Annotated in this window: 23 protein-coding genes; 8 read left to right on the top strand and 15 right to left on the bottom strand. The window is 60.8% G+C overall.

All coding sequences use genetic code 11. From position 1 onward, the window contains the following. Nucleotides 1–2: 2 nt before the first annotated feature. Nucleotides 3–320, bottom strand: a complete 318-nt coding sequence (locus tag BJN45_RS09530; protein WP_076094587.1) for a hypothetical protein — start codon at nt 318–320, stop codon at nt 3–5. Continuing rightward, a complete protein-coding gene (locus BJN45_RS09525) occupies nt 317–1,642 on the bottom strand; it encodes a hemolysin family protein (protein ID WP_076094585.1) in 1,326 nt (441 codons plus the stop codon). The genes BJN45_RS09530 and BJN45_RS09525 overlap by 4 nt, the downstream gene beginning before the upstream one ends. 149 nt (nt 1,643–1,791) lie before the next feature. Here BJN45_RS09525 and BJN45_RS18160 point away from each other — a divergent pair, with 149 nt between their 5' ends. The 3 genes from BJN45_RS18160 to fliD all read left to right on the top strand — a co-directional run bounded on the left by BJN45_RS18160 (nt 1,792) and on the right by fliD (nt 3,735). After that, nucleotides 1,792–1,914: a hypothetical protein gene (locus BJN45_RS18160; protein ID WP_276205210.1), complete on the top strand. Its 123-nt coding sequence runs from the start codon at nt 1,792–1,794 to the stop codon at nt 1,912–1,914. A 131-nt stretch (nt 1,915–2,045) separates the two neighbouring features. After that, nucleotides 2,046–2,558: a TIGR00645 family protein gene (locus BJN45_RS09520; protein ID WP_076094583.1), complete on the top strand. Its 513-nt coding sequence runs from the start codon at nt 2,046–2,048 to the stop codon at nt 2,556–2,558. Nucleotides 2,559–2,769: 211 nt separating this feature from the next. Next, the gene (gene fliD, locus BJN45_RS09515; protein WP_076094581.1) at nt 2,770–3,735 is read left to right on the top strand and encodes a flagellar filament capping protein FliD; all 966 of its coding nucleotides are present in this window, start codon (nt 2,770–2,772) and stop codon (nt 3,733–3,735) included. A gap of 43 nt (nt 3,736–3,778) precedes the next feature. On the opposite strand, the gene hflX is transcribed toward fliD, so the two are convergent. Further along, nucleotides 3,779–5,086 carry a GTPase HflX gene (gene hflX / locus BJN45_RS09510; RefSeq protein WP_076094579.1) on the bottom strand — a complete coding sequence of 436 codons (1,308 nt, stop codon included), beginning with the start codon at nt 5,084–5,086 and terminating at the stop codon, nt 3,779–3,781. Between the two features lie 149 nt (nt 5,087–5,235). On the opposite strand from hflX, the gene BJN45_RS09505 reads away from it, so the two are divergent. Beyond that, entirely contained in the window at nt 5,236–5,451 is a 216-nt protein-coding gene (locus BJN45_RS09505) for a heavy-metal-associated domain-containing protein (RefSeq protein ID WP_076095241.1), read from the top strand. Nucleotides 5,452–5,460: 9 nt separating this feature from the next. On the opposite strand, the gene BJN45_RS09500 is transcribed toward BJN45_RS09505, so the two are convergent. From BJN45_RS09500 to BJN45_RS09465, 8 genes are all read right to left on the bottom strand, one after another. Further along, on the bottom strand, nt 5,461–5,685 hold the full coding sequence (locus tag BJN45_RS09500; protein ID WP_076094577.1) for a YgaP family membrane protein: 225 nt from the start codon (nt 5,683–5,685) through the stop codon (nt 5,461–5,463). After that, nucleotides 5,682–8,885: an efflux RND transporter permease subunit gene (locus tag BJN45_RS09495; protein WP_076094575.1), complete on the bottom strand. Its 3,204-nt coding sequence runs from the start codon at nt 8,883–8,885 to the stop codon at nt 5,682–5,684. The genes BJN45_RS09500 and BJN45_RS09495 overlap by 4 nt, the downstream gene beginning before the upstream one ends. A 3-nt stretch (nt 8,886–8,888) precedes the next feature. Further along, complete coding sequence (locus tag BJN45_RS09490; protein ID WP_076094573.1) at nt 8,889–9,875, bottom strand: efflux RND transporter periplasmic adaptor subunit; 987 nt, start codon at nt 9,873–9,875, stop codon at nt 8,889–8,891. Nucleotides 9,876–9,958: 83 nt separating this feature from the next. Beyond that, a complete protein-coding gene (locus BJN45_RS09485; protein ID WP_076094571.1) occupies nt 9,959–11,236 on the bottom strand; it encodes an MFS transporter in 1,278 nt (425 codons plus the stop codon). A 64-nt stretch (nt 11,237–11,300) separates the two neighbouring features. After that, nucleotides 11,301–11,603 carry a c-type cytochrome gene (locus BJN45_RS09480; protein WP_076094569.1) on the bottom strand — a complete coding sequence of 101 codons (303 nt, stop codon included), beginning with the start codon at nt 11,601–11,603 and terminating at the stop codon, nt 11,301–11,303. Nucleotides 11,604–11,690: 87 nt separating this feature from the next. After that, a complete protein-coding gene (locus tag BJN45_RS09475; RefSeq protein WP_076094567.1) occupies nt 11,691–12,062 on the bottom strand; it encodes a response regulator in 372 nt (123 codons plus the stop codon). Next, nucleotides 12,059–14,443: an ATP-binding protein gene (locus BJN45_RS09470; RefSeq protein ID WP_076094565.1), complete on the bottom strand. Its 2,385-nt coding sequence runs from the start codon at nt 14,441–14,443 to the stop codon at nt 12,059–12,061. The genes BJN45_RS09475 and BJN45_RS09470 overlap by 4 nt, the downstream gene beginning before the upstream one ends. Further along, the gene (locus BJN45_RS09465) at nt 14,440–14,829 is read right to left on the bottom strand and encodes an Hpt domain-containing protein (protein ID WP_170873064.1); all 390 of its coding nucleotides are present in this window, start codon (nt 14,827–14,829) and stop codon (nt 14,440–14,442) included. Before BJN45_RS09465 ends, BJN45_RS09470 begins: the two co-directional genes overlap by 4 nt. A gap of 117 nt (nt 14,830–14,946) precedes the next feature. On the opposite strand from BJN45_RS09465, the gene BJN45_RS09460 reads away from it, so the two are divergent. Beyond that, the gene (locus BJN45_RS09460; RefSeq protein ID WP_139326329.1) at nt 14,947–15,729 is read left to right on the top strand and encodes a response regulator; all 783 of its coding nucleotides are present in this window, start codon (nt 14,947–14,949) and stop codon (nt 15,727–15,729) included. Between the two features lie 86 nt (nt 15,730–15,815). Here the strand turns inward: BJN45_RS09460 and BJN45_RS09455 are convergent, their stop codons facing one another. Beyond that, a complete protein-coding gene (locus BJN45_RS09455) occupies nt 15,816–17,684 on the bottom strand; it encodes a TolC family outer membrane protein (RefSeq protein ID WP_076094559.1) in 1,869 nt (622 codons plus the stop codon). A gap of 229 nt (nt 17,685–17,913) precedes the next feature. Next, entirely contained in the window at nt 17,914–19,233 is a 1,320-nt protein-coding gene (locus tag BJN45_RS09450; protein WP_240494541.1) for a sigma-54 interaction domain-containing protein, read from the bottom strand. Nucleotides 19,234–19,567: 334 nt separating this feature from the next. Here BJN45_RS09450 and ccoG point away from each other — a divergent pair, with 334 nt between their 5' ends. Then, the gene (gene ccoG, locus BJN45_RS09445; RefSeq protein WP_076094555.1) at nt 19,568–20,974 is read left to right on the top strand and encodes a cytochrome c oxidase accessory protein CcoG; all 1,407 of its coding nucleotides are present in this window, start codon (nt 19,568–19,570) and stop codon (nt 20,972–20,974) included. 56 nt (nt 20,975–21,030) lie between these two features. Here the strand turns inward: ccoG and BJN45_RS09440 are convergent, their stop codons facing one another. Then, nucleotides 21,031–21,882 carry an alpha/beta hydrolase gene (locus BJN45_RS09440; protein WP_076094552.1) on the bottom strand — a complete coding sequence of 284 codons (852 nt, stop codon included), beginning with the start codon at nt 21,880–21,882 and terminating at the stop codon, nt 21,031–21,033. Next, entirely contained in the window at nt 21,882–22,922 is a 1,041-nt protein-coding gene (locus tag BJN45_RS09435; protein WP_076094550.1) for a C4-dicarboxylate ABC transporter, read from the bottom strand. Before BJN45_RS09435 ends, BJN45_RS09440 begins: the two co-directional genes overlap by 1 nt. Nucleotides 22,923–23,058: 136 nt before the next feature. Between BJN45_RS09435 and BJN45_RS09430 the strand changes: the two genes are divergently transcribed. Next, nucleotides 23,059–24,102: an inorganic phosphate transporter gene (locus BJN45_RS09430; RefSeq protein ID WP_076094548.1), complete on the top strand. Its 1,044-nt coding sequence runs from the start codon at nt 23,059–23,061 to the stop codon at nt 24,100–24,102. Then, nucleotides 24,099–24,746, top strand: coding sequence for a DUF47 domain-containing protein (locus tag BJN45_RS09425; RefSeq protein WP_076094546.1), 648 nt, complete (start codon nt 24,099–24,101; stop codon nt 24,744–24,746). Before BJN45_RS09430 ends, BJN45_RS09425 begins: the two co-directional genes overlap by 4 nt.

Here is a 24,746-nt window from a genome sequence, read left to right as displayed (position 1 = left end):
CGTCAGAGCAACAGGAAAATACCCAGCCAGACCACCGCCAGCGAACGCTGCAGGAGGGTGGTGTGGCGATGGCGCCAGACGGCCGCCACCAGGAAAAGGTTGTAGGGCAGGATCAGGGCTTGCAGCGTGAACCAGAATCCGCCGGCCATTCCCTGCGCCAGCAGGATCAGGGAAAAAACCACGAACCCCGCGTTGACCAGCGTTCCGACCGCCAGCAGATCCCACCAGAAAAGCTGGTGCAGGGCCACCTGGCCCTGCCAGCGCTGGCGGAAAAAACCTGGTTCCTTGCTGGCGGGAATGGCTGCGGCGATTTCACTCATGCCGGCCTCTCCGCATCCGTCGTTGCCGCCACGGTTTCCAGTTCCGGCAGCCGGCTCGCCAGCACCTTGTCGATGCGCTTGCCGTCGAGATCGACGACTTCCAGCGACCAGCCTTCCCAACTTACCTTGTCACCGGTGTTTGCCAGGCGCCCCAGCAGCAGCATGACCATGCCGGAAAGCGTGTGATAGCGACCCTTTTCCTCTTCCGGCACGGACTTCAGACAGAGCGTGTCCTTCAGTTCGAGCAGCGGAATCAGGCCATCGAGCAGCCAGGAGCCGTCTTCGCGCTGAACCGTCCAGGCGTCTTCCTTGTTTTTCGGCAGGAATTCGCCGGTCACCGATTCGATCAGATCCTGCAGCGTCACCATGCCCTGGACTTCACCGTACTCGTCGACAACGAAAACCACCTGGGTTCCGGTCGTCCGGAACTGGTTCAGCAGTTCCATGCCGGTCAGCGACTCCGGCACGTAAACCGCCGGCTGCAATTTGTCGGTCAGGCTGGGCTCGGCACCGCGCAAGGTCTTGCCGAGCAACTGGCGAGCGTTGAGAACGCCGATGATTTCCTCGAGACCAGCACTGCACACCGGAAACCGGGCATGTTCGGACTCGGTCATCAGCACCAGGTTTTCTTCCAGCGGCCGGGCGACGTCCAGCCAGACGATTTCCGAACGCGGCACCATCAGCGAGGAGATCTGCCGGTCATCCAGCCGGAAGACATTGCGCACCATGTCGTGTTCGTTCTTCTCGATGACCCCGGCTTCGGAACCTTCCACCAGCATCGCGTGAATTTCTTCCTCGGTGACGCTCGGTCCCCTGCTCTCGCGCTGCCCCATCAGGCGCAGGATCAGCATCGTCGAACTCGACAGCAGATGAACGAAAGGACGGGAGGCAATCGACAGCATGTTCATCGGCCGGGCGACGAGGCGGGCAATACCTTCCGGATTGATCTGGCCTATCCGTTTGGGAACCAGTTCCCCAACGACGATGGAAACGTAGGTGATGACCACGACGACCAATACCGTTGCACCGATTTCGCTGACCCCCTGCTCCATGCCGTAGCCTTGCAACCACTCGGCCAGCGGCCCGGCCAGCGCGGCCTCGCCGACGATACCGTTGAGGATGCCGATGGAGGTTATGCCGATCTGTATCGTCGACAGGAAACGGGTGGGATCTTCGCCCAGGGTCATGGCAACCGCTGCGGAACCATCGCCATCCTCGGCCAGTTTGGCGAGGCGTGCCCGGCGCGCGGTAACCAGCGCGATTTCGGACATGGCAAACAGACCATTGATGACAATCAGGGCAACAAGAACAAGTATTTCCATATCAGCTCACCGTAGCGGAAGCGTGGATAGGAAATTCGACAGCGGACGGTGCCGGTTTGTCGGTGGCTGGCAAGCAATGGCGGTCGTTCATATGGCGGGGCAGCAAACCCCGCTTGGCCTTTCATCAATGGAGATGGCCGCGATGATGCATGAAGCCGCCTGCCTTGTCACCGCTGGGCCTGCCGCCGGGCATCGCCACCCGTCCGGCCCGAAAAGCGGCAAAAGGCCGGCCCGGCAAGGTTTCCAACAGGTTTCAACTGAATCAGAACTGAACATCCTTCGATTTATCCGATGTTTTCTAGCGGATATTTCTCTGTCCGGAGAGGCCTGATGGCGTTCAGGCAGATGGTTTTTTGCTTTTGCGCACTGCACAATAATGCGACCAACCCAATGGAGTCACCGCATGAAATCACTGGAGCACAAACTCGAACGGCTGATGTTCAACAGCCGCTGGCTGCTGGCACCGTTCTATGTCGGCCTGATCCTCGGCATCGTCATCCTGCTGATCAAGTTCGCCAAGGAATTTGTCGTGCTGGCAGCAAAAGCATTCACAGCCGATGGCAGCGAGATCATCATCGGCATCCTGACGCTGATCGATGTCGTGATGATCGCCAACCTCCTGATCATCATCATTTTTGCCGGCTACGAGAACTTTGTCTCGAAGATCAACACCGGCGAAAGTGAAGATCGTCCATCCTGGATGGGCCATGTCGGCTTCGCCGACCTCAAGATGAAACTGATCGGCTCGATCGTGGCCATCTCCGGCATCGAGCTGCTGAAGGCCTTCATGCACGTCGAGATCTACACCAACGAACAGTTGGCGTGGAAAGTCGGCATCCACATGACGTTCGTCGTTTCCGGCGTGCTGTTCGCCGTCATGGACAAGCTCGGCGGCAAACACCACGCGGAGGAATGACAACCGGCGGGCCGCGGCGAAATTTGCCGCCGCAGCGCGGGCAGGCTTGCCGCCCGCCCCTCCCGCGCTCCCGCCGATTTCCGGAATGGCTTGTGCGGCAAGCCGACAGGCCGGATGACGAAATTTCGCCAAACAACAGGCACGCTTGTTGCGATGAATGAGGCAAGGGCAACAGGACGGCAATCAGCCGTCGTTACCGGTTGGAGGCAACATGTCGATCAATGGCGTCAACAGTACAGGTTTTGATTTTTCCACGCTGTCGGGTATCAAGACCGGGCAAGCGTTTTCGACGCAGGCACTGGGCGGTGATTTCCTGTCATTCCTGAAAGAGCGCCTGGCCGACTTCAAGTCGCAGGCCATGGATGTCCTGCTGAACGGCACGAGCGGCACTGGCGGATCAGATATTTCGTCGCTGTTCGGCAAGGGCAACAATACATCCGGGACATTCGACGCCTTGCTGGCGAATGCCGGCCTGTCTGCCGGCGGGCGCAATACGGCCTTGTTCGATCCGGAGTCGGCCTATTCGATGATGACCGACATCAACCGCAAGGATGTGCTCTACAAGGCCGAGTTTGCCGAGATGACGGACATGAAGGAATACGTCGCGGCGATGCAGCAGGAAGCCGGAAAACTGGGCACGATCGACGACAGCAGCAGCGCCGACGACATCCGCAGCCGCCTGCAGGCCTTTGCCGATGCCTATAACGGCTGGATCGACCGCTTCGACGAGGTGCTGGCCAACGGCGGCCTGCTTGCCGGCACGCACGCCGCAACCGTATCGCAGTGGGAACTGGAAAAGAGCATCGAGAGCATTTTCAACGGCGCCGGCAGCGGCGTCCGCGGCATGGGTGCGCTGGGTCTGGAAATCGACCCGGTGACGAACATGGCGAGTATCGATACGACCCGCCTGGACGCGGTGCTGGCCGGCAACATGAACGGCGCAGTCAATGCGATCCAGGAGTTCAGCGGCAACTTCGCCAAATCGGCCGAGCTGCTCAATTCGGAAGGCAATTTCATTCCCAACCGGATGAACAACCTGGCCCGTGTCATCGATTACATCGACACCAACAAGGCATCGCTGCAAATGGAGTTCGGCCTCGGCGACACCGCCCGCCCGAGCGGCGAAGTCGCCCGGGCGCTGGCCGCCTACCAGGCGATGCGCGGCACCAGCGTTTGAAATTTGGGTGAATTCTGCGGTCGACCGCAGAATTCACCCATTTTCAGCCAGCCGGCGACAAACGCTCGCGCAAGCTTTCGATTGCCGCCTGCTCGCCACGGATGCTGAAAAAGGCGCCGTTCTCGTCCGCCCGCTCGGCCAGTACCTGGCAGGTGGCAAAAAGCTCGCCGCGCAACTGCTGCGCCGACCAGGGCAGAAACAGTTCGGCCTCGACCAGCGCCGCCTGGAAAAACCCGACGATGGTCTGGTGCAGGCGCGCCACATCATCCGGCCGACGGGCGCTCATCACCACGCAATCCGGATACTGTTCGCGCAATCTGGCCGTGCATTCCGCCTGCGCCGCCTCGTCGCCGACATGGTCGATCTTGTTGAAGATGCGCAGGCGCGGCACGGTATCGGCGTTGATTTCGGCCAGCACGTGATCGGTCACCGCCAGCTGGCGTTCGAAACCGGGATCGCTGGCGTCGATGACATGCAGCAACAGCGACGCGTCGAGTGCTTCGTCGAGGGTCGACTTGAACGACGCGACCAGGCCGTGCGGCAGGTTCTTGATGAAACCGACGGTATCGCTGACCAGCACGCGCGGCACGCTTTCCGGATAAAGCGTGCGCACCGTCGTGTCGAGCGTGGCAAACAGCTTGTTGGCGACCAGCACTTCGCTGCCGGTCAGCGCCCGCATCAGCGTCGATTTGCCGGCGTTGGTGTAGCCAACCAGCGCGACGCTGGCCAGCCCCTGGCGCTCCTGACGGCGCGCCCGCTGGGTGCGGCGCTCGGCCTCCATGGCAACGATTTCCAGTTGCAGTTCGGCGATCCGGTCGCGGATCTTGCGCCGGTCCAGTTCGGTATGCGATTCACCGGCACCGCGACCACCGACGCCACTGCGCTGCCGCCCCTGCGGCCCGGCCAGCTTGGCGGCCTCGCGCAAACGCGGCGCCATGTAGCCGAGACGGGCGATTTCGACCTGCGCCCTGGCCGCGCGCGAACGGGCATTGCGATGGAAAATCTCGAGGATGACCATGGTCCGGTCCATCACCTCGCAGCCGGTTTCCTTTTCCAGATTGCGCGCCTGCGATGGCGAAATCTCATGATCGACGAGGATGACACCGATTTCCTCGTCGGCGATGTGGCTGACGAAATCATGGATTTCCTGCCGCTTGCCGACCCCGAGATAAGCGGTCGTATCGAAACCGGCACGTTTCTGGATGAAGGTTTCAACCACCTGGAAACCCAGGGTCTTGGCCAGTTCGCGCAACTCCGTCAGCGATGCCTCGAACTCGATGTCGCTGACACTGGGCAACTGCACGGCGGCAACGACGGCGTAAACGGGCTTCTCTTTGACTTCAGTTTGCATGCAACGGCTTCTCGGTGGCGGGAAAGGGGGGATATTACCCGCCAACGAGCAACGCCGCCTCGATTTGACAACCGACAGGCGAATTTCAGCGAAACTTCCCGGGCAACATGCTGACCAATGATCATGCAGTAAACAAAGGAGGTCAGATCATGCACAGACAACTATTCAAGATCAGTGGCCTGAACGATGCCCAATGCGTGCGCGCGCTCGCCAATGCCATCCAGGACCTGCCCAGTGTCACGCACATCGATATTTCAGCGGGAAACAGCGAAGTCGATGTCGAGCACGGCAATTTCGTCAGCCCGGAAGAAATTCTCCAGGCTATCGTCGATGCCGGTTTCGAGGCTGAATACACGGCGCACTGAAGCGCCGCCTCACCCCCCGCAGGAACCACCGCTGGATTTGACGCCAAGCTTCTTTAGCAGCTTCTCCGGCGGGCAGAAGCCGGTGAAGCCGCTCTGGAACAGGTTGAAGCCGACGAAGGCGGTGAATGCCAGGAACCATTCAGAGACGAAGACCGGGCTGCCCTGCCAGCCGAGCGCCAGCGAGAGCATGACGAAGAAGCCGGCCATGATGCGGATGATGCGTTCGATGGTCATGCGTGTTCCTTTCTGAAAGCGGCGTAATACAGCACGGGGATGACGACCAGGGTCAGCAGCGTGGACACCAGGATGCCGAAGATCAGCGCCAGCGCCAGGCCGTTGAAGATCGGGTCGTCGAGGATAAACATGGCGCCGAGCATGGCAGCCAATGCAGTCAGCGCAATCGGCTTGGCGCGCACCGCCGCCGACTGGATCACCGCGTCGTGGAAATCCATGCCGGCGGCGACCTGCTGCTTGATGAAATCGACGAGCAGGATCGAGTTGCGGACGATGATGCCGGCCAGCGCGATCATGCCGATCATCGAAGTCGCCGTGAATTGCGCGCCAAACAAGGCGTGGCCGGGCATCACGCCGATGATGGTCAGCGGGATCGGGGCCATGATGATCAGTGGCACGAGATAGCTGCCGAAGTGAGCGACCACCAGCAGATAAATCAATATCAGCCCGACCGCGTAGGCCAGGCCCATGTCGCGGAAAGTTTCGTAGGTGACCTGCCACTCGCCGTCCCATTTGACGCTGTAGCCGGCGTAGGGATCGGTCGGCTGGCGGATGAACCATTCGCCAAGCGTGCCACCTTCCTTGAGTGCCATACCGTTGATCTTCGAGCGGATGTCGAACATGCCGTAGAGCGGCGAATCGAGCTTGCCGCCCATGTCGCCGACGACATAGACCACCGGCAGCAGGTCCTTGTGGTAAATCGTCTTCTCGCGCGCCGTGTCGCGCACCTCGACCAGTTCCGAGACCGGCACCAGCGCCCCGTCGCGCGAGCGCACGCGCAGCTTGAGCAGGGCATCGAGGGTCGATTTCTGCTCGGCCGGCAGCAGCACGCGCACCGGCACAGCGAACTTGGAATCGGCATTGCGTACCGGCGTCACGTCCATGCCGGCCAGGCCCATGCCGACCACCTCGACGATGTCGCTCTGCGCCACACCCAGTTGCGCGGCCTTGGACTGCAGCACATGGAGCACGAACTTGCGTGAATCGGCGTCGATGTAATCATCGATGGCGACGATGTCGTCGGTTTCTGTAAACGCCTGGCGCACCTGTTTGCCGACGGCGATCTGGCCGGCGTAGTCGGGGCCGTAGATCTCGGCGACGATGGGCGACATCACCGGCGGCCCGGGCGGCACTTCGACGACCTTGGCGACGCCGCCGTTGCGCTGGCCCACGGCTTCGACCGCCGCGCGCACGCCGGCGGCGATTTCATGACTTTTCCGTGAACGATGGGCCTTGTCGACCAGATTGACCTGGATGTCGCCCTTTTCCGGGGCGGCCCGCAGGTAATACTGGCGGACCAGACCGTTGAAATTGATCGGACTGGCAGTGCCGGCGTAGGCCTGGTAATTCGTCACCTCCTCGACCCTGGCCAGCTCGGCGCCGATTTCCTGCAGCACTCGCGCCGTTTCTTCTACCGGTGTGCCGACCGGCATGTCGACGATGATCTGGAATTCGCTCTTGTTGTCGAACGGCAGCATCTTCAGTACAACGAGCTGAAAATACGCCAGCGACACCGAACCGAGGATCAGCAGAACGACAACGATGGCCAGTTTCACCCGCGCCGCGGCGCCCTTGAGCGGATCGAGGAAGGGCGTCAGCAACTTGCGGAAAGTGCTGTCGAGTTTTGCATCCAGCTTCGACACCGGCGCCGCACCATGACCGGCGCCGTGCGATTTCATCAGCCGCACCGCCAGCCAGGGCGTGACGACGAAGGCGATGGCCAGCGAAATGGCCATGCCCATCGACGAGTTGATCGGGATCGGGCTCATGTACGGCCCCATCAGCCCGGAGACGAAGGCCATCGGCAGCAGCGCGGCGATGACGGTCAGCGTCGCCAGGATGGTCGGCCCGCCGACTTCATCGACCGCGCCGGGAATGATTTCGAGCAGGGTCTTTTCCGGATACAGGGCCTGCCAGCGGTGAATATTCTCGACGACGACAATTGCATCATCGACCAGGATGCCGATCGAGAAGATCAGCGCGAACAGCGACACCCGGTTGAGCGTGAAGCCCCAGGTCCATGAGGCGAACAGCGTCGCCGCCAGCGTCAGCGTCACGGCGATGCCGACGATCACCGCTTCGCGCTTGCCCAGCGCGAAGAAGACCAGCAACACGACGAAGGCGGTGGCGAAGACCAGCTTGCCGATCAGCTTCTGCGCCTTCTCGGTGGCAGTCTCGCCGTAGTTGCGGGTGACCGTAACTTCTACGCCGTCTGGAATGACGACGTTTTTCAGGCTGTCGATACGGTCGACCGCAGCATTCGCGACATCGGCGGCATTTACGCCGGGCTGCTTGGAAATCTGGATGGTGACCGCCGGGAATTCACCATCCTTGGTCCCGAACCAGGCGTAGCGCTGCGGCTGGTCGGGGCCGTCCTCGACGCTGGCAACGTCGCTCAGGTAGATCGGTTTCCGCTCGCGGACGGTGACCACCAGACGCTTCACATCCGCCGCCGACTCGAGGTAAGTCCCGGTCTGCACGAGAATTTCGCGATTGCCGGAGACCAAGCTGCCGGAAGTCTGCAGCGCGTTCGAAACGGTCAGCGCGCCAGCGATGTCCTGCGGCGTGACACCGAAAGCGTTCATCCGTTCAGCGTCGAGCAGCACGCGCACGGCGTGGTCCGGCCCGCCAAGCGTCGAAATGTCGCGCGTGCCCTTGATCCGTTTCAGTTCAATCTCGACCGCACGCGCCACCTGTTGCAGTTCGTAGGCCGAACGCGCCGGATCGGCGGTGTGGAAGGTCAGCGCAACGATGGGCACGTCGTCGATACCGCGCGGCTTGATCACCGGCTCGGACACGCCGAGATTGGCCGGCAGCCAGTCGCGATGCGCCATCACGGTATCGTGCAGGCGCAGCACCGCGTCGTTGTATTTGACGCCAACGTCGAACTGCACGGTGATCACCGCCATGCCCGGCCGCGACATGGAATAGACGTGCTCGACGCCATGCATGCGCGACAGCACCTGCTCGCCCGGCGTCGCCACCAGATTCTCGACATCCTTGGCCGAAGCGCCCGGCCAGGCGACCAGCACGTCGGCCATGGTCACGTCGATCTGCGGCTCTTCCTCGCGCGGCGTGACCAGCGTCGCGAAAACGCCGAGCAGGAAGGCGACCAGCGCCAGCAACGGCGTGATCCGCGAATCCTGGAAGGCGGCGGCTATGCGCCCGGAAATGCCGAGCGAGGTTTTTTCAGCAGCCATGGCCTACTTGCCCGACTGGATCTGGATGGCCGCCTTGACCGGGTCGGTGACGACCTTGTCGCCCGCAGCCAGCCCGGCCAGCACCTCGATCTCGCCCTGGCCGACAGCCTCGCCCAGGCGCAACTGGCGCAGGCTGAGACGATTGTCCGGCAATTGCACATAAACGGCGGCGACCTCGCCGCGGCGCAGCACGGCGCTGGCCGGCACGGTCAGCTTGTCGGCGCGGCCGGTGACGAAATGGACGCGGGCAAACATGCCGGGCGTGGCGTCCGGCAACGCCGGCAGGGTCACGCGGACCTGGGAAACGTGGGTCGCCGCGTCAGCCGTCGGCAGCACCTGGACGGCGGTCGCCTCGACCCACTTGCCGAGTTCGGGAAACTCGACGCGGGCCGTCGTCACACCGCGCATCGCCGCCAGACGATACTGCGGCACGCTGGCAGTAACGCGCAGGCTGCCCGGCTGGTAGATGGTGAACAGCGGCGTTCCCGGCATCGCCATGTCGCCGGCTTCGGCATGACGCCGGGCAACGATGCCGGCCATCGGTGCGACGATGGTGGCGTGGCTCTGGCTGGCACCGGCGGCACCGCGATTGGCGGCAGCCGCATCGAAATCGGCCTTGGCCTTGTCGAGCGCGGCCTGGCTGACGAACTTCTGCGCCTTCAACTGCTGGTGCCGTTCGTAATTGAGTTTCGCCACGTTGTACTGGGCGTCGGCAGCCCGGGCGGCTTCGCTCGCCTCGCGCGCATCGATGCGCATCAGGAGGTCGCCCTTGCTCACCCGCTGGCCGGCGTCGGCGCGCACTTCCAGCACCCGGCCGGCGACCTGGGCACCGATCGTCGTCTGTTGCACGGCCTCGACGACGGACTCCGCCGGGAAAGTCAGGTCGACCGGATGCAGTTTGACGGTGATGACCGGCAAGGGGTCAGCCGCCATGATTGCGGTCGACGCCAGAGCAAGGGCAAAAATCAGGGAGCGCGCAATGGATTTCATGAATATAAGCATACGCTAATTCACACACCCGTAGCAAGGCAGAAGCCTGATTCTACGACTTCATGCCATGCGCAAAATAAATATCAGGCCGCCTGCCAGATATTGCGACAGCGTGTCTCGCGGATACGCCAGCTGGCTGCCGCACCGAGCGCTGCACACAGCGTCACGGCAAGCACCCCGTTCTGCCAGGTGCCCACGTCGTAAACTCTGGCTCCGCCAACCATCTCGCCATGCCAGCCAAGATCCATGAGCCAGCCGACGACCGGCTGCATGATCGCGGCGCAGAGGAATCCACCCATGTTGGCAACGCTGGTCGACATGCCGGACAGCAACGGCGGATTGACCTCCTTGGCACAAGCCCAGGTCAGGCTGAATCCTGCGGTCGACAGGCCAAGCAGGGCAAAAAGCAGGTAGGACAGGCTGAGCGGCATCGTCACACAGGACAGCAGGAGCAGCCAGATCGCGACATAGAGATGCGAGACGGCGATCATCACCGGCTTGCGCCGGCCGAGCCGGTCGGACAGGCCGCCGATGAACAGGCAACCGACGGCAAAACCGCCGAACCACAGCGAAAGATGATTGGCGGCAGTTGAGCGCTCCATGCCATGCACCTGCATCAGGTAGGGCGTCGCCCACAATCCGGCAAAGGTGAAGAAGGAGCCGGACATCCCGGTATTAACCAATGCCGCCGGCCAGGTAGCACGGTTGCGGATCACCGCCAGCAAGCTTGAGAGCACCACCGTCCGGTCAAAACGCGGGCGGACTGCCTCGCCGGTCGCGGTCGGCGCATCGCGGACGATCAGCCAGCACAGCACGCCAAGCGCCAGCGAGATTACGCCGACGCCGATGAACACACCACGCCAGCCAGTTGCCTGGGCCATCGCCGACAGTGGCGCACCGGCCAGCACCGAACCGAGGTTACCAACCAGCATGCAGATGCCGACGATGGTCGCAAAACGGTTCTCCTCGAACCACACCGCCACCAGCTTGAGCATCGCAATGAAAGTGACCGAAACCCCCAACCCGACCAGCGTCCGGCCAACCAGCGCCAGATCGAGGGTAGGAGCAAAACCGAACAGCAGGCTGCCGAGGCCGCCGATGATCCCACCCAGGGCCAGTATCCGCCGCGGCCCGAGGGTATCGGCAAGAATCCCGGTCGGGATCTGCATCAGCGTATAGATGTAGAAATAGGTCGCCGCCAGCACGCCAAGCGAAGCCGCCGATGTCTGGAAAGCCGCCGCCAGGTCCTGGGCGATGCCGGCCGGCGCGAAGCGCTGGAAAAACGAAAGGATGTACGCCAGCGCAACGATGGCCAGCGCCATCCAGCGCCGTCGACGCTGTTCGGGAGTCAACGGCCCCATGTCAGTCTCCGGTTGTTGTTCTTTCAGGCGCCTCTACGGGCGCCTTCCTGATGCAATGAAGGTGTTACTTGAACGACAGAACCCACTTGGCCAGGGTTGCGGCCTCGGCATCACTGACGGCATTCGGCGGCATCGGCACCTTGCCCCATTCATCTTTGCTGCCGTTCTTGATCTTGGCAGCGAGCGCAGCCTCCGCACCCCTTTCGCCGGCACGCTTGGCCGTAATATCCTTGTAACTCGGCCCGACAATCTTTTTCTCGGGCGCGTGGCAGGTCAGGCAGTTCTTTGCTTTGGCCAGATCTTCCGACGCCATTGCCGGCACCGCGACCAACAGGCCGGCAAGCATTGCAGAAATTGTCTTTTTCATTTTTCCCCTCCTCCATTCAGACATTAATCAAAGTACTTCAGGCCGGAGTCTAACCCGAGTCTGCCGTCGCGCGCAGCAACAGCCGCTTCAGTCCACCAATCCCCGCAGGAAAGCCGGCAGCCCTGTCCAATCAACCGGTTTGGGCAAATGATGCGCTGCCAGGGCGGCCCGTGCGTCGAGAAATAGCCTGTCCTCGCGCCCGGTCAGCAAAACGATCGGCAAGCCGCCTCCCTCGCGCTGACGAAGCTGGGTTGCGACCTGCAATCCATCGAGCAAAGGCATTTCGACATCGAGCAGAACGATATCGAAAGCCCCTGGCGTGGCACAGGCATCCAGAGCGGCCTGACCATCATCAACCATTACCAGCTGGAACTGCGGCGCAGAAAGCACCGTCTTCAGCAACAGCGCCATCGTTGGATCGTCATCCGCGGCCAGAACCCGCAAGCTGCGCTGAGTCATGTCAGTTCCTTTTCCAGCATCGTCGACAGGACATCCTGTACGGCACGCCATTCCGACTGCAAGCCCGGATGCAGCGCCAGCACCTCTTCTGGCCTGCAGTCGCGGCACAGGCCCTCGATTTCCCTGCACAGACCCGCAAGACGCACCGCTCCGACGTTGTAGCTGCTCGACTTGAGGGTATGACAGGCAGCAGCCATGGCGGGCGCATCTCCTGCCGTCAGCGCCTCCTCGAAATCATGCCAGAGCTTTTCACCACCTCGCAGATAAGCCTCGATCAACTGCCGGATCAGGGCATTTGCCCCACTTGGCGCCAATGTGCGCAATTGTTCGAAGGCACTGGGGTCAACCGGATGATTGGGTGGCAAACCCTGCGCCGCACTGCCAGAGGCAAGTGCTGGCGGCTTGCGTCGCTCGCGCGGTAGCCAGCGCTCGAGAACAGCCAGGATTTCCTCGCCGCGATATGGCTTGGCCAGGTAGTCGTCCATCCCCGCCGCCAGGCAACGCTCGCGATCATCGCGCATGGCATTGGCCGTCAAGGCCACCACCGGAAGATGCGGCACGCCACTTTCCGCCTCTCTCTGGCGCAGCGCAGCACAGGCAGTAAAACCATCGAGGACCGGCATCTGGCAATCCATCAGGACCAGGTCAAATGACTCCTGAGCCAACAGGTCGAGTGCCTGTTGACCATTGTTTACAACCAGTACCTGCAGCCCGAAACGTTCAAGATGCGTTCTGGCCACGATCTGGTTGCTCTCGTTGTCTTCGGCAAGCAGGACCCGTCCGCGCAAACGCGGCACCGTCGATGCAGGTTCGCCAACCGCCAGATCGACCCGACGCAGCGTCGTGTTCGATGCTTCAGCAGAGGACGCTGCAACCATGCTCTGCTCGGCAAGCGGCAACGACAAACAAACGGTGAAAGATGAGCCAAGCCCGGGCTGGCTATCGACAGCAATCTGCCCCCCCATCATGTCGACAAGGCGACGACATATGGCAAGGCCCAGCCCGGTTCCACCGAAACGCCGGGTCGTCGAACCATCGGCCTGGGCAAAATGTTCGAAAATACGCTCCTGGGCCTCACGGGGAATGCCGATACCACTGTCCCGGACCTCCAGCTCAAACACCAACAGTCCCGGTTCAGCCGGCATCAGCCGCAGGCGCAGCACGATTTCGCCCTGATCCGTGAACTTGACCGCATTATTCAGCAAATTGGCAACGACCTGACGCAGGCGCAAGGCATCACCCCGGATGCGCAGGCAGTTCCCGATCGGCAGCTCGATCATCAGCGCCAGACCCTTCTTGTTCGCCGGTTGGGAAAACAGTTCGACCGCCTCCTCGAGAAGCCTGCCGAGGTCGAAATCCTCCTCCTCCAGTTCGAAATGCCCCGCTTCGATTTTCGAAAAATCGAGCACATCGTTGATGATCGCCAGCAGATGGCGCCCCGAACGATCCACGGCTTCGACGAACTGCCGCTGGGTCGGTGCAAGTTCGGTGTTCAGCAACAACTCGGTCATCCCCAGCACGCCATTCATCGGCGTCCGGATTTCATGGCTCATGGTGGCCAGAAACTCGCTCTTCGCCTGGCTCCCTGCTTCCGCAACCTCTTTTGCCTGACGCAACTCGCGGGTTCGTTGCTCGACTATCTGCTCCAGGTTGCCGAGATGTGATGCCAGCCAGTGATCACGTTCGCGTATCTGGGCAACCATCTGGTTGAAGCCCTCGCTCAGACGATCAAACTCGGCAATGTCCGCATGCGCTGCGCGCGTATCAAGTCGCCCCAGGGATATTTCAGCCATGCTTTCGTTCAGCATGTTCAGCGGCCGCACGGTACGCTCGACCTGGACAGCCTGCAGACGCAGGATCACCCATAGCGCCAAGGCGAATTCGAGCAGGATCAGCACAGCGTAGCCAAGCAACTGCTTGTGCAATCTATCAAGATCGATGCTGATCCTGATCCATCCTGCGGAAACACCATCCAGTTCGATCTTTCCGGAAAAATCGATATGGTTCCAGAAGATACGGTATCCGTCAGCAGTCGAAAGCGGCCAATCAAGACTGCTTGCCTCAACCCCCGGGCGACGATATTCGAGAAACAGGCTGCGATCATTCTTGTATAGCGCCAGCGAGCGCAAATCCGGTTGCACATGCAGGATTTCTGCAAGCGCATCCACTCTGGTCTGGTCAGCATGAAGCAGGCTATTGGCCAGAGTACTCTCGAGCAGCGCCAGTCGCGCGCGGCTCTCGTCCACACGATCACGCAAATCGAGCCAGCCAGCTGTCAACAGGATGACCAGGGACAAAACCAGAAAAGACGCCACGAGAACCCGCAGGTTAACCCGGGCCAGATGCTGGCTCAGCGATGCGGGACCAGCAGCACGGGTCACGAAAGCTCCGGCAGATCACTGCCTGCGTCCTGCCAGGCCCGTGCCGCACATCCCCAGGCGACATCAAAAGCTGCAGCCAGTTCCTCGCGCCAGACCGCCGGGATCTCGTCATCGCTACCGTCGAGCCGCCGCAGCAAGACCTGCTCCATGCGTTCAGCCTGTCCCGCCAGCATTTTTGCCCCAACATTGGCCGCCGCACTGCGGATTGAGTGCACCTGCCGGCGCTCGGCGTGATCATCTCCGATTGCGTTTCGCCAGTTATCTTTCCAGTCGGAAAAATGATGAACGAAGAAACCGACTGCCTGCCACCATAGTTCGGGACGATCCAGCATGCGTGCTACGGCATCCTCGACATCGAAACCGTCAAGCTTTTGAGGTATAAGCATCATGGCATTCACACTGTGGTTACCGTTGGGTATTTCGACATTGTCCCGCTACAGCAGAAAACCATGGTTGAAGATTGGTAAATCCCTGTTTTTCCGGAAACATGCGACCAGCCACTGTTGTACGCAGGCGCACGCACTTCCTTTTACAATGCATTACAATCACTTCCATTAAGCATCTTTGTTCAACCCATGACACAGACCGCATTGATCGTCGAAGATGACCCCGGAACACGCCATGTGCTGGGTACAACACTTGCCACTGCCGGCATAGACAGTATTTTCGCTGAAAATGGTGCAGCCATGTGGCGGCTGCTTGCGCGCAAGCCGGATGTAATCATCCTTGACCTGAGCCTGCCCGATGCGGACGGCCTCGAATTGCTGCGCCAGTTGCGCCAGCAATCAGAAATTCCCGTGCTGATCCACTCGACCCGCTCAGATGAAATAGAACGCATCATCGGCATCGAAATCGGCGCCGACGATTTTCTGCCCAAGCCCTGCAACATGCGCGAACTGCTGGCACGCACCCGCAGCCTGTTGCGGCGCAGTCAGTTGCGCACCACTCCGGCAATCAGCAGAAGCGATTTGCGGCGATTGCGTTTCGGGCACTGGACGCTCGATACTGCGTCGCGTGAATTGCTGAATGGTGACGGCGCGCCGGTTTCCATAGGGGTATCAGGTTTTGCCTTGCTGATGGCCTTCCTTGACCACCCCTTCGAACCCCTGTCTCGCGAAAAATTATCACGCGTTCTAAAACGCGAATACGTCCCCTACGACCGCATCATCGACGTCCATGTCAGCCAGATCCGGCGTATTCTCGGCAACCAACCGGATGGCAGCAGTTTCATCAAGACACTGCGTTCCCAGGGTTACGTTTTCGTTGCGTCCGTAGACACGGCCTGAAATATTGTAGACATGAAAAAACCGGAGCACATGTGCTCCGGTTTTTTCATGTCTGTCACAAAAAGGGGGGCACAGCCCCCCCTGTTTCAGCGACTCAGCCCCTTGCAGCCACCAACAGTATTGCCGACACAAGGCGTAGAGCTTTCGCGATTGATCAACCACTTGCCATTGACCTTGATCATTTCCAGCGTCTTCATTACACGGTCGTTGAAGACATTCGAGCGATAGACCTGCTGGAACTCTGCAAATGCGCGCTCTTCGCCATCCATGCGAACGTTCAGTTGCTCCACGGTAACCGAAATCGTTTCACGCGGCGTGATGCGGGCACGGCGCAACTGATTCCAATCCTCGCGGGAAAGACCGCCATCCGGTGTGAAGCTCGGTGCGTAGAAGCCGGTGTAGGACGAGTAATCCTTTGCCGACCAAGATGCAGCCCAGGACTTCACCTGTGCTTCGATATCGCCGGCAGCGCCAAGCGACGGAACCGGCGCTTGCGGCATCATCGGCGAACGCGTAGCCGTCATCATTTCCTTGGCCTTGGCATTGAGTGCATCGCGTGACGACGCACCGGAAGCAACCGGATCAGCCGGACACAGCGACGACACATCCAGTTCGGCAAGTTCATTGCTTGCTGGGGTATGCGTATCAAGCTTCTGCAGCCCCATGAACTCGAGCAGTGTGCCCATGCCTGCGTAAGTCCGCAGATAAGCCAGCGTCAAGTCGGTATCGGCATTGACTGCGGCACGACGCGCTGACAACAGTTCGTTCTCGGTATCCAGCAAGTCAAGCAGCGTACGCTGGCCAACATTGAACTGGTCGCGATACGCATCCCGGGTCTTTTCCAGCAGCGCAACCTGGGTCGCCAGGAAGGTGGACTGCTCACGCAGACGCTGAACATCGTTATAGGCGATCAGCAACGTCTGACGCGTGTCACGACAGGCTTTTTCGCGCATTTCGACTGCCAGGTGCTTGCGTTCCACATACTGGCGTTCGCGTGCCCGGTCCGAGCCGCCGTTGAACAGATTCCAGGTCATGACGACTTCCGCGACATTGTAGTCACGGTCACCGCGAGCGCCCTGGTAATTGTCGGTACTTTCCGTCCTCGCCCGTAGATCGACTCGTGGTGAGTAAGCAGCCCGGCGACTGTTGATGTCGTATTGTGCAGCCTCGATGTTCTCGATCGCTGCGTGCAGGGTCGGGTTCCGGCGATGCAGGGTATCCAGCGCCTCCTTCGGGCTTGCCGGAAGAGCACTGCCCACCAGTTGCGGCGGAATGATCACGCCCGGCGGCATGGTGCCGACCAAACGCTGGTAGCGCGCCGAGACATCATGCAAATTGGCCGTTTCAGTGGTCAGATTGACTTCGGCCAGCGCCAGACGGCTACCTGCCTGCTCAAGATCGACGCGCCGACCGACACCGGATGCTGTCCGGGCCTGCAGTTGTTCGTGTGTGGCCTTGTGACGGATGTAGTTGTCTTCGGCCAGATCGACCAGGAAACGATAGCGCAGCACATCGAGATAAGCCCTGCTGGCTTCCAGTGCGACGTTCTCCGAAGCATCCAGCAGTTCGTAGTAGCGGACCAGACGAGCCTTGTCGAGCTTGCGCACCTCGTTACGCGTGGCGAAGCCATCGAACACCATCTGGTTCAAGGTCAATGCATAACCACGTCTGGTGTAATCATCCTTGACATTGGTCGGCGGCGTTTGCAGGCTTTCACGCCCGGCACCTGCAGTCAGGTCGACGCGCGGCAGGAAGCCACCGCGAGCCACGCCGATTTCCTCATCGGCAGCCTTGTAATTGCGCCACTTGGTGGTCACTTCCGGGCTGTTCAGCACGGCCTGTTGCGCGATCTGACGCAACGCCTGCTGGACTTCCGGTGTTGCCTTTTCCTGAGCCAGACCGGACAGGGGAAAGACTGACACCGCCAGCAGAAGGGGAATTGTTCTGATTTTCATGAGTTCACTCGCAAAGAACCGACGTTGACCATGCTGCACAAGCTCTGCGGCCTGCTTTGACACATGGAGACTCTATTGGAAACTACCTGTTTGCCTGATTCTAGATTAACAATCATTCCAAATTGTAAGGTTTGGTAAAAAAACAGCAGATTTCAAACCCTCAACTCCTTCCTTGCTGATCAGACGAAATTCATATGCCAGACAACATTAAAAATACAATAACTGGTCTTTACGTTACTTTTTCCAGTTTACGGTACAAGGTGCGCGGACTGATGCCAAGCTGCCTGGCAAGATCGCTGATATCACCTTGATGCAGTTTTCGCGCCCAGTTCAGATAATCACGCTCCAGTACATCGAGCCCGACTACCTGATCGATGAAGAATCCGCCTTTCGTTCCTGCAAAGCCAGACGATGGCAATGGCTGATCGCCCATTTCCGTGAAATGCGAAACGTCAATGCTGTCACCATCAGCAAGCAACGATGCCCGCTCGATCAGGTTACGCAGTTCACGAATATTGCCGCTGAAGCGTTGATTCGACAGCCAGAGTTGCGCTGCCGCGGTGAAGCGGCGCCCCGGCTTGCGATCGACACGCTCCAGCAGCGAGGCCGCGAGCAACGGAATATCGGCACTGCGCTCGTGCAGGGCAGGCGTTCTGATGGGAAAGGTATTGATGCGGAAATACAGGTCTCTACGGAAGGTTTCGGCCTGCACCATCGCCGCCAGGTCCCGATGGGTGGCTGTAATCAGGCGAAAATCAGCCGGCAGCCAGTCCAGTCCGCCAACACGCCGATAGGTGCCGGTTTCAAGCAGGCGCAGCAGCTTCACTTGCTGCGACAAAGGCAATTCACCGATTTCGTCCAGAAACAATGTGCCGCCGGATGCCGCTTCAACCAGCCCCTGCTTGCGATGCGTCGCACCAGTAAAGGCACCTTTTTCGTAACCGAACAGTTCGGCCTCGAACAGGGTTTCCGTCATCCCGGCACAGTCGACCGCAACAAAAGGCCCGTCTTCCCGTGCGCTGGCTTCGTGAATCGCGTGCGCCACCAGTTCCTTGCCCGTACCAGTCTCGCCCAATAACAGCACGGCTGCGCCGGAAGGGGCGACCCGCATCATTTTCTCCAGCATGCCGACAAATGCCGGCGAGCGACCAACCAGCCCCTTCGCGGCAGCGCGACTGCTGGCCTGGCGAACAATGCGCATGGTTTCGACGAAATACGCAATCTCCCCGCTTTCATCACGAATCGGCGTGGTTTCTACCACTACGTGCTCTTCGCCGCGCGGCGTGTGATGCAGATGCAGCACGCGCTGCGGCTCGCCACCTTCAAGGCTCAGTTTCAACGGACAGGATTCGCCAGCCTGATCACAGGGCACATTGAAATGGTGAGAAACTTCGTAGCAATTCCGCCCGGCGATTTCCCGCCCGCCCCCGAACTCGCGGGTATAGGCTGCGTTGGCCGCAATGATCCGGTAATCGGCACTCATCACGATACGCGGCTCGGGTAAACCATCGAGAAAGGAGATAAGCTCACTCAGGAAATGCGATGTCAAAATTGACACTCCAGTCATTCAATGCTGCCGATTCTGACACGCAAATCCGACAGCAGGGAAGACGGAACGACATACCACCTGTAAGCCAATGATTTTATTGGACCATGCCTAAAGCCATAGGCTGGCACGCAACTTGTTAATAGATAGTCTGGAAACCGGGGATACACTTCTGCAGCTCAGCGCGCTTTCCTTGAAACTTGAGCTGCTGGCACGTCAGGCTGACTGGTCGCATTTCCCCCTTAGTTCGCCCCGCAGGCTTGCTTCATGCAGCCAGCCGGCCAAGGTGCCAGCCGCCCCGGTTTCCGACCTGAACAATTGAGGATGCAGAAAAACAATGAACCAAGCGGATAGCAAGAACAAGCAGAACGAACCTGCCGAAGTATCCCTTTACGAAAAGCGCAAGAAAATCTACGCCAAAGGCGTGCGCGGCTACTTTGACAACTGGCGGATCATCCTGGTCATCATCACGCAGCTCGCCTTTTACGGCGGCCTGTGGCTGGAATGGAACGGTCGCCAGGCCTTGCTGTTCCATCTGGTCGAACGCAAGTTCTACATTTTCGGTCTGGTTTTCTGGCCGCAGGATGTCATTTACCTGGCCATCCTGCTGATCATTTCGGCCTACGCGCTGTTCCTCGTCACCGCAGTTGCCGGCCGGTTGTTCTGCGGCTACGCCTGTCCGCAGACGGTCTACACGCAGGTTTTCATGTGGATCGAAAACTGGGTGGAAGGTGACCGCAATGCCCGGATGAAACTGGACAAGGCACCGCTGAATGCGCGCAAGCTGCGTATCAAATCGACCAAATTCCTGCTCTGGGGCATCCTGTCGTTGTGGACCGGGTTTACGCTGGTCGGCTATTTCACGCCGGTCGACGAGCTGATCAACAACGTCCTGACCAATTCCCTGGGCCCCTGGGAAACCTTCTGGATCTTTGTTTACGCTGGCTTCGCCATGCTCTTCGCCGGCTTCATGCGCGAACAGGTGTGCAAGTACATGTGCCCGTACGCCCGTTTCCAGAGCGTGATGTTCGACCCGGACACGCTGATCATCACCTACGATCCGCAACGCGGCGAACCGCGCAGTCCGCGCAAGAAAGACACCGACACCAGCCAGCTTGGCGACTGCGTCGATTGCAATCAGTGCGTGGTCGTCTGCCCGACCGGCATCGACATCCGCAACGGTCTGCAGTACGAATGCATCGGCTGTGCCGCCTGTGTCGACATCTGCGATCAGGTCATGGACAAGGTCGGCCTGCCGCGCGGCTTGGTGCGTTACTCGACCGAGAACGCGATGGCCAAGCAACAGAGCAAGGCCGAAATCCTCAACCACATGATCCGCCCCCGCGTGCTGGTCTACACCGCGATCCTCATCGTGATCACGATCATTGCCGGCTGGTTCCTGGCTCACCGCATCCCGCTGAAGGTGGACATCATCCGTGACCGCTCGACGCTGGCCCGCGAAGCCGACGACGGCAGCATCGAGAACGTATTCATGCTGCAGATCATGAACACGACCGAACAGCCACAACGCTACATGATCACGGTCGACGGCCTGGAAGGCGCAAAAATCACCGGCGACAGCGCGGTCGATGCAGCCGCTGCCGGCCTGACCTCGTTCAATGTCGTGGTCGCCGCACCGCCGGATTCCGGCAAGCGCGGTTCCAACCCGATCCACTTCACCATCACCGCCGAGGGCAATCCGGACATCACCCTGCGGGAGAAAGCCTCTTTCCTCCTGCCCTGACGCCAAACAGGGCAGACTCCGCTTGGGCGGGAGCTGGTCTCCCGCCTTTTTTTCGTCTACCGCCGGCCAAATGCCCGGTCGAGAAAATCGCGGAGTTGCGGCAGGTGGCTTTCGATGTCGCCGAAGTCGTCGTGGGTACCCGCCACTTCCAGCAACTCGACACCGTCATGGCAAGCAGCGGCGAGAATCTGCCGGGCTTCGGCCGCGGGAACGGTGGTATCGGACAGGCCATGCACCAGCAATACCGGACATGACAGCTGGCGGATGGTGTTGCACGGCGCGATATCGTCAAAGCGGTGGCCGATGACACGTTGCACGTAGGCCAGCACGTAAGCGCCCAGCGGCCAGTAGGGAATGTACATCGACGCCAGCCAGCGGCGCATCATTGTCGCCGGATGGGCAAAGGCAGCAAGACTGACGACCGCCCCCAGACCGGGGCGCCGGCTGGCCACGAGCAGGGCGGCACCGGCACCGACCGAATGACCGACAAGCCCCAGCCGCGCCGGATCGATTTCCGGACGTTGCTCCAGCCATGCCAGGCCGGCTTCGATATCCTCGGCAAAGCGCGGCAACGACGCAAAACTGTCGTCGTCGCTGCCGCCATGGCAACGCGCGTCGAGCAGCAACAAGGCATACCCCGCGCCGTGCAGCGGGCCGGCAAGGGGCAGCATGGTCTGGGCGTTGCCGCCCCAACCGTGCATCAGCACCAGCGCCGGTCCCGGCCGGGCCGCCGGAATGAACCAACCGGACAAGTGCTTGCCGTTGCGGGTCGGCACGCGCGCCATCTGCCATGGCAACCCATCAGGCTCCTGCGCGCTGGGCAGGCGCTCGGCCCGCAGACCGAAACGGATGGCGCGATTCAGCAGCCACCACGCCAGCGCCGGCAACAACAGGTATTCAGCCGCCATCAGGGATGCGGCTGGAAAATCGCACCGCTGGTCACGCCGCGCGCCGTGCGCCAGAGCGTGACCGACCAGAAGAGACAGAGCAGCAACCAGGCGACGATGCCGATGCTGAGGATGCTGCTCCAGCCGAGCAGTTTGTGCAGCCGCAGGCTTTCCGCAGCAAAGGCCCCCAGCGGAAAGGTGAAGCCCCACCAGGACAGCGCGAATGGCAATTGGCCGGCCGCCCGCGCCGACAGGGTAAGCAGGCTGGCCATGACCAGCCACCAGACACCGAAGCCCCAGACCAGGAGCATCAGCACCGTCGCCACCTCGCGCATCAGCGGAAACGGCAATTGCTCGAGCACGTTCATCAGGCTCAGCGGAATGACGCCGATCGGCGCCAGGTGAATCCATACCGTCGGCGTCAGGATGCCCTGCGCCGGCTTGTGCAGGTATTTACGCTGCAAGGTCATGCCGAGCAGGCCCAGATACATCATCGACCCGGCACCCAGGCCGATGACATTGAGCGTCAGCGCCCATTCGCGAACGGCGCCATCCATGTGCTGCAGCAGCGGCCCGCCCGCCAGCGGCATGACCACCAGACCGACGGCCGGGATGAATTTTGCCGGCGTGACATGGTCGACCGCAACATGCTCGCCGCGGAACATGAAGAACAGCACGACAAAGCTGAAGGCGAAATGCAGGACAACACCCAGCCACCAGAAAATCTTGGCGATGCCGACATACGGAGTGAATAACAGCCATTGCGCGGCCAGCACCAGCAGCGCAATGGAAAAGGTCGGATAGAAGCTGGCCTGCACCGGATGCATCAGCGTCTGCATCACTGCCGGCCGGAAACGGAGCCAGCGGGTCAGCCAGGGCACAGCCAGCAGCAGGAACAACAGCACGTTGAACCAGTGCAGCACCAGCGCCGGCCCGGCCAGCGGCGACCAGTAGGTGGCCAGGCTCTGCGTCGTCATCGCCAGGACGCCGGTGCCCATGACGGCAGCGAACCAGCCCGGGGCAAAGCTGCGGGAAATATCGGAAAAACGGGGATAGGACATGACTGTTCTCGGGAGGATCGATTGATTATTAGTGTTTGCTGATTTTACGCCAGCAACAGCACCGACAGGGTGCGCGCTATACTGGAAAAAAACGCAATATAACGATCCGGAGGGGGCCCGCCCGCGGGCAAAGCGCATGGATACCCTGTTCCTGCTGGCCTTGATGACCGTCGTGGTCGTGCTCATTTTCGACTACACCAACGGCTTCCACGACGCCGCCAACATCGTCGCCACGGTCATTGCCTCACGGGCAATGACGCCGGTGCAAGCAGTCATCATCGTCGGCGTTTTCGAGTTTCTCGGCCCGCTGCTCGGCGGCACGGCGGTGGCCAACACCATCGGCAAATTCGTCATGCTCGACGGTGTCGCGCCGGTGCTCTCGCTGTCGATACTGCTGTGCGGACTGATCGGCGCCATCGTCTGGAATCTCGTGACCTGGTATTTCGGCATTCCATCGTCGTCATCGCATGCGCTGGTCGGCGGGCTGATCGGGGCAGTGGTCGTCGGTGTCGGCATCGAGCATGTCGTCTGGGGCTTTGGCGAACTCGCCCAGGGCCATCTGACCGGTATCGTCAAGGTGCTTGCTGCACTGGTGCTGTCACCGCTGATCGGCTTCTGGGCTGGTTTCCTGATTCACCGGCTGATGAGCGCGCTGCTCCGCGCAGCGACACCGGCCGCCAATTCACGGCTGCGTTTCGCCCAGTTTTTCACGGCCGCCGGACTGGCTTTTTCGCACGGCGCCAACGACGCCCAGAAAAGCATGGGCATCCTGACGCTGGTGCTGCTGCTCGGCGGCTTCATTCCCAGTTTTGAAGTGCCGTTCTGGGTGATGCTCGCCTGCGCCACGGCGATCACGCTGGGCATCATGTCCGGCGGCTGGCGCATCGTGCGCACGCTGGGTTTCGCCATTTACCGGGTGCGTCCGGTACATGCGCTGGGTTCGCAACTGACATCGGCACTGGTCATCATGGCGGCGTCGCTGGGCGGTGCACCAGTTTCGACCACTCATATCGTCGCCACCTCGATCATGGGCATCGGCGCCTCGGAACGCCCGCGCGCCGTGCGCTGGGCGAAGGCGAAGGACATCGCGACGACCTGGATCATCACCATTCCCGGCGCCGCCCTGGTCGCCATCCAGGCCTACGCCCTGGTCCATCTTTTCCTCGGAGGCCATCCATGAGCGAGCCAAACGCCACGCCATCCATCCTTGCCCGCCTGCTCGGCCGGATCTTCCCGAAAATGCCGGATTTCTTCACCATGCTGACCGAGCAATGCCAGCAGGTGGCAAAAACCGCCGGCCTGCTCGTCGAGTTCATGGAAACGGCCGATCATGAAGTCGGCCGGCAGATCCGCAAAGACGAGCACGAGGCCGACCGGGTGAAGATCAGCAACCTGCACACGCTGAACGAGGCCTTCTCGACACCGATCGACCGCGAAGACCTGTACCGGGCGATCATGGATCTCGACGAAATCGTCAATTACTGCAAGACGACCGTCAGTGAAATGGAAGTGCTCGGTCTGGCACCGGACAAGCATTGCCTGGAAATGGCCATGCACCTGAAGCTCGGTGCCGACGCCCTGGTCCAGGGATTCACCAAGCTGGCGAAGACCCCGCAGGACGCTGCCAACGACGCCGACTCGGCGCGCAAGGCGGAGCGACGCGTCGAGAAGGCCTACCGCCGGGCGATTGCCGACCTGTTCCAGGGCGACAATTACATCCACATGTTCAAGCAGCGCGAAATCTATCGCCACCTGGCCAACGCGGCCGACCGCATGGCGCACTGCGCCAACACGCTGCACGACATCGTCGTGAAGATGTGCTGA

This window comes from Azonexus hydrophilus, assembly GCF_001956855.1.
Taxonomy (GTDB): Bacteria; Pseudomonadota; Gammaproteobacteria; order Burkholderiales; family Rhodocyclaceae; genus Azonexus; species Azonexus hydrophilus_A.
Note: the sequence above shows the minus strand (reverse complement) of the source record. Positions and strands in the feature narration are given on the sequence as shown.

What these genes read in the sequence shown, in the direction of transcription:
- BJN45_RS09530 (WP_076094587.1), bottom strand. Translation starts at nt 320, where the DNA reads ATGAGTGAAATCGCCGCAGCCATTCCCGCCAGCAAGGAACCAGGTTTT.
- BJN45_RS09525 (WP_076094585.1), bottom strand. Translation starts at nt 1,642, where the DNA reads ATGGAAATACTTGTTCTTGTTGCCCTGATTGTCATCAATGGTCTGTTT.
- BJN45_RS18160 (WP_276205210.1), top strand. Translation starts at nt 1,792, where the DNA reads ATGAAGCCGCCTGCCTTGTCACCGCTGGGCCTGCCGCCGGGCATCGCC.
- BJN45_RS09520 (WP_076094583.1), top strand. Translation starts at nt 2,046, where the DNA reads ATGAAATCACTGGAGCACAAACTCGAACGGCTGATGTTCAACAGCCGC.
- fliD (WP_076094581.1), top strand. Translation starts at nt 2,770, where the DNA reads ATGTCGATCAATGGCGTCAACAGTACAGGTTTTGATTTTTCCACGCTG.
- hflX (WP_076094579.1), bottom strand. Translation starts at nt 5,086, where the DNA reads ATGCAAACTGAAGTCAAAGAGAAGCCCGTTTACGCCGTCGTTGCCGCC.
- BJN45_RS09505 (WP_076095241.1), top strand. Translation starts at nt 5,236, where the DNA reads ATGCACAGACAACTATTCAAGATCAGTGGCCTGAACGATGCCCAATGC.
- BJN45_RS09500 (WP_076094577.1), bottom strand. Translation starts at nt 5,685, where the DNA reads ATGACCATCGAACGCATCATCCGCATCATGGCCGGCTTCTTCGTCATG.
- BJN45_RS09495 (WP_076094575.1), bottom strand. Translation starts at nt 8,885, where the DNA reads ATGGCTGCTGAAAAAACCTCGCTCGGCATTTCCGGGCGCATAGCCGCC.
- BJN45_RS09490 (WP_076094573.1), bottom strand. Translation starts at nt 9,875, where the DNA reads ATGAAATCCATTGCGCGCTCCCTGATTTTTGCCCTTGCTCTGGCGTCG.
- BJN45_RS09485 (WP_076094571.1), bottom strand. Translation starts at nt 11,236, where the DNA reads ATGGGGCCGTTGACTCCCGAACAGCGTCGACGGCGCTGGATGGCGCTG.
- BJN45_RS09480 (WP_076094569.1), bottom strand. Translation starts at nt 11,603, where the DNA reads ATGAAAAAGACAATTTCTGCAATGCTTGCCGGCCTGTTGGTCGCGGTG.
- BJN45_RS09475 (WP_076094567.1), bottom strand. Translation starts at nt 12,062, where the DNA reads ATGACTCAGCGCAGCTTGCGGGTTCTGGCCGCGGATGACGATCCAACG.
- BJN45_RS09465 (WP_170873064.1), bottom strand. Translation starts at nt 14,829, where the DNA reads ATGCTTATACCTCAAAAGCTTGACGGTTTCGATGTCGAGGATGCCGTA.
- BJN45_RS09455 (WP_076094559.1), bottom strand. Translation starts at nt 17,684, where the DNA reads ATGAAAATCAGAACAATTCCCCTTCTGCTGGCGGTGTCAGTCTTTCCC.
- ccoG (WP_076094555.1), top strand. Translation starts at nt 19,568, where the DNA reads ATGAACCAAGCGGATAGCAAGAACAAGCAGAACGAACCTGCCGAAGTA.
- BJN45_RS09440 (WP_076094552.1), bottom strand. Translation starts at nt 21,882, where the DNA reads ATGGCGGCTGAATACCTGTTGTTGCCGGCGCTGGCGTGGTGGCTGCTG.
- BJN45_RS09435 (WP_076094550.1), bottom strand. Translation starts at nt 22,922, where the DNA reads ATGTCCTATCCCCGTTTTTCCGATATTTCCCGCAGCTTTGCCCCGGGC.
- BJN45_RS09430 (WP_076094548.1), top strand. Translation starts at nt 23,059, where the DNA reads ATGGATACCCTGTTCCTGCTGGCCTTGATGACCGTCGTGGTCGTGCTC.
- BJN45_RS09425 (WP_076094546.1), top strand. Translation starts at nt 24,099, where the DNA reads ATGAGCGAGCCAAACGCCACGCCATCCATCCTTGCCCGCCTGCTCGGC.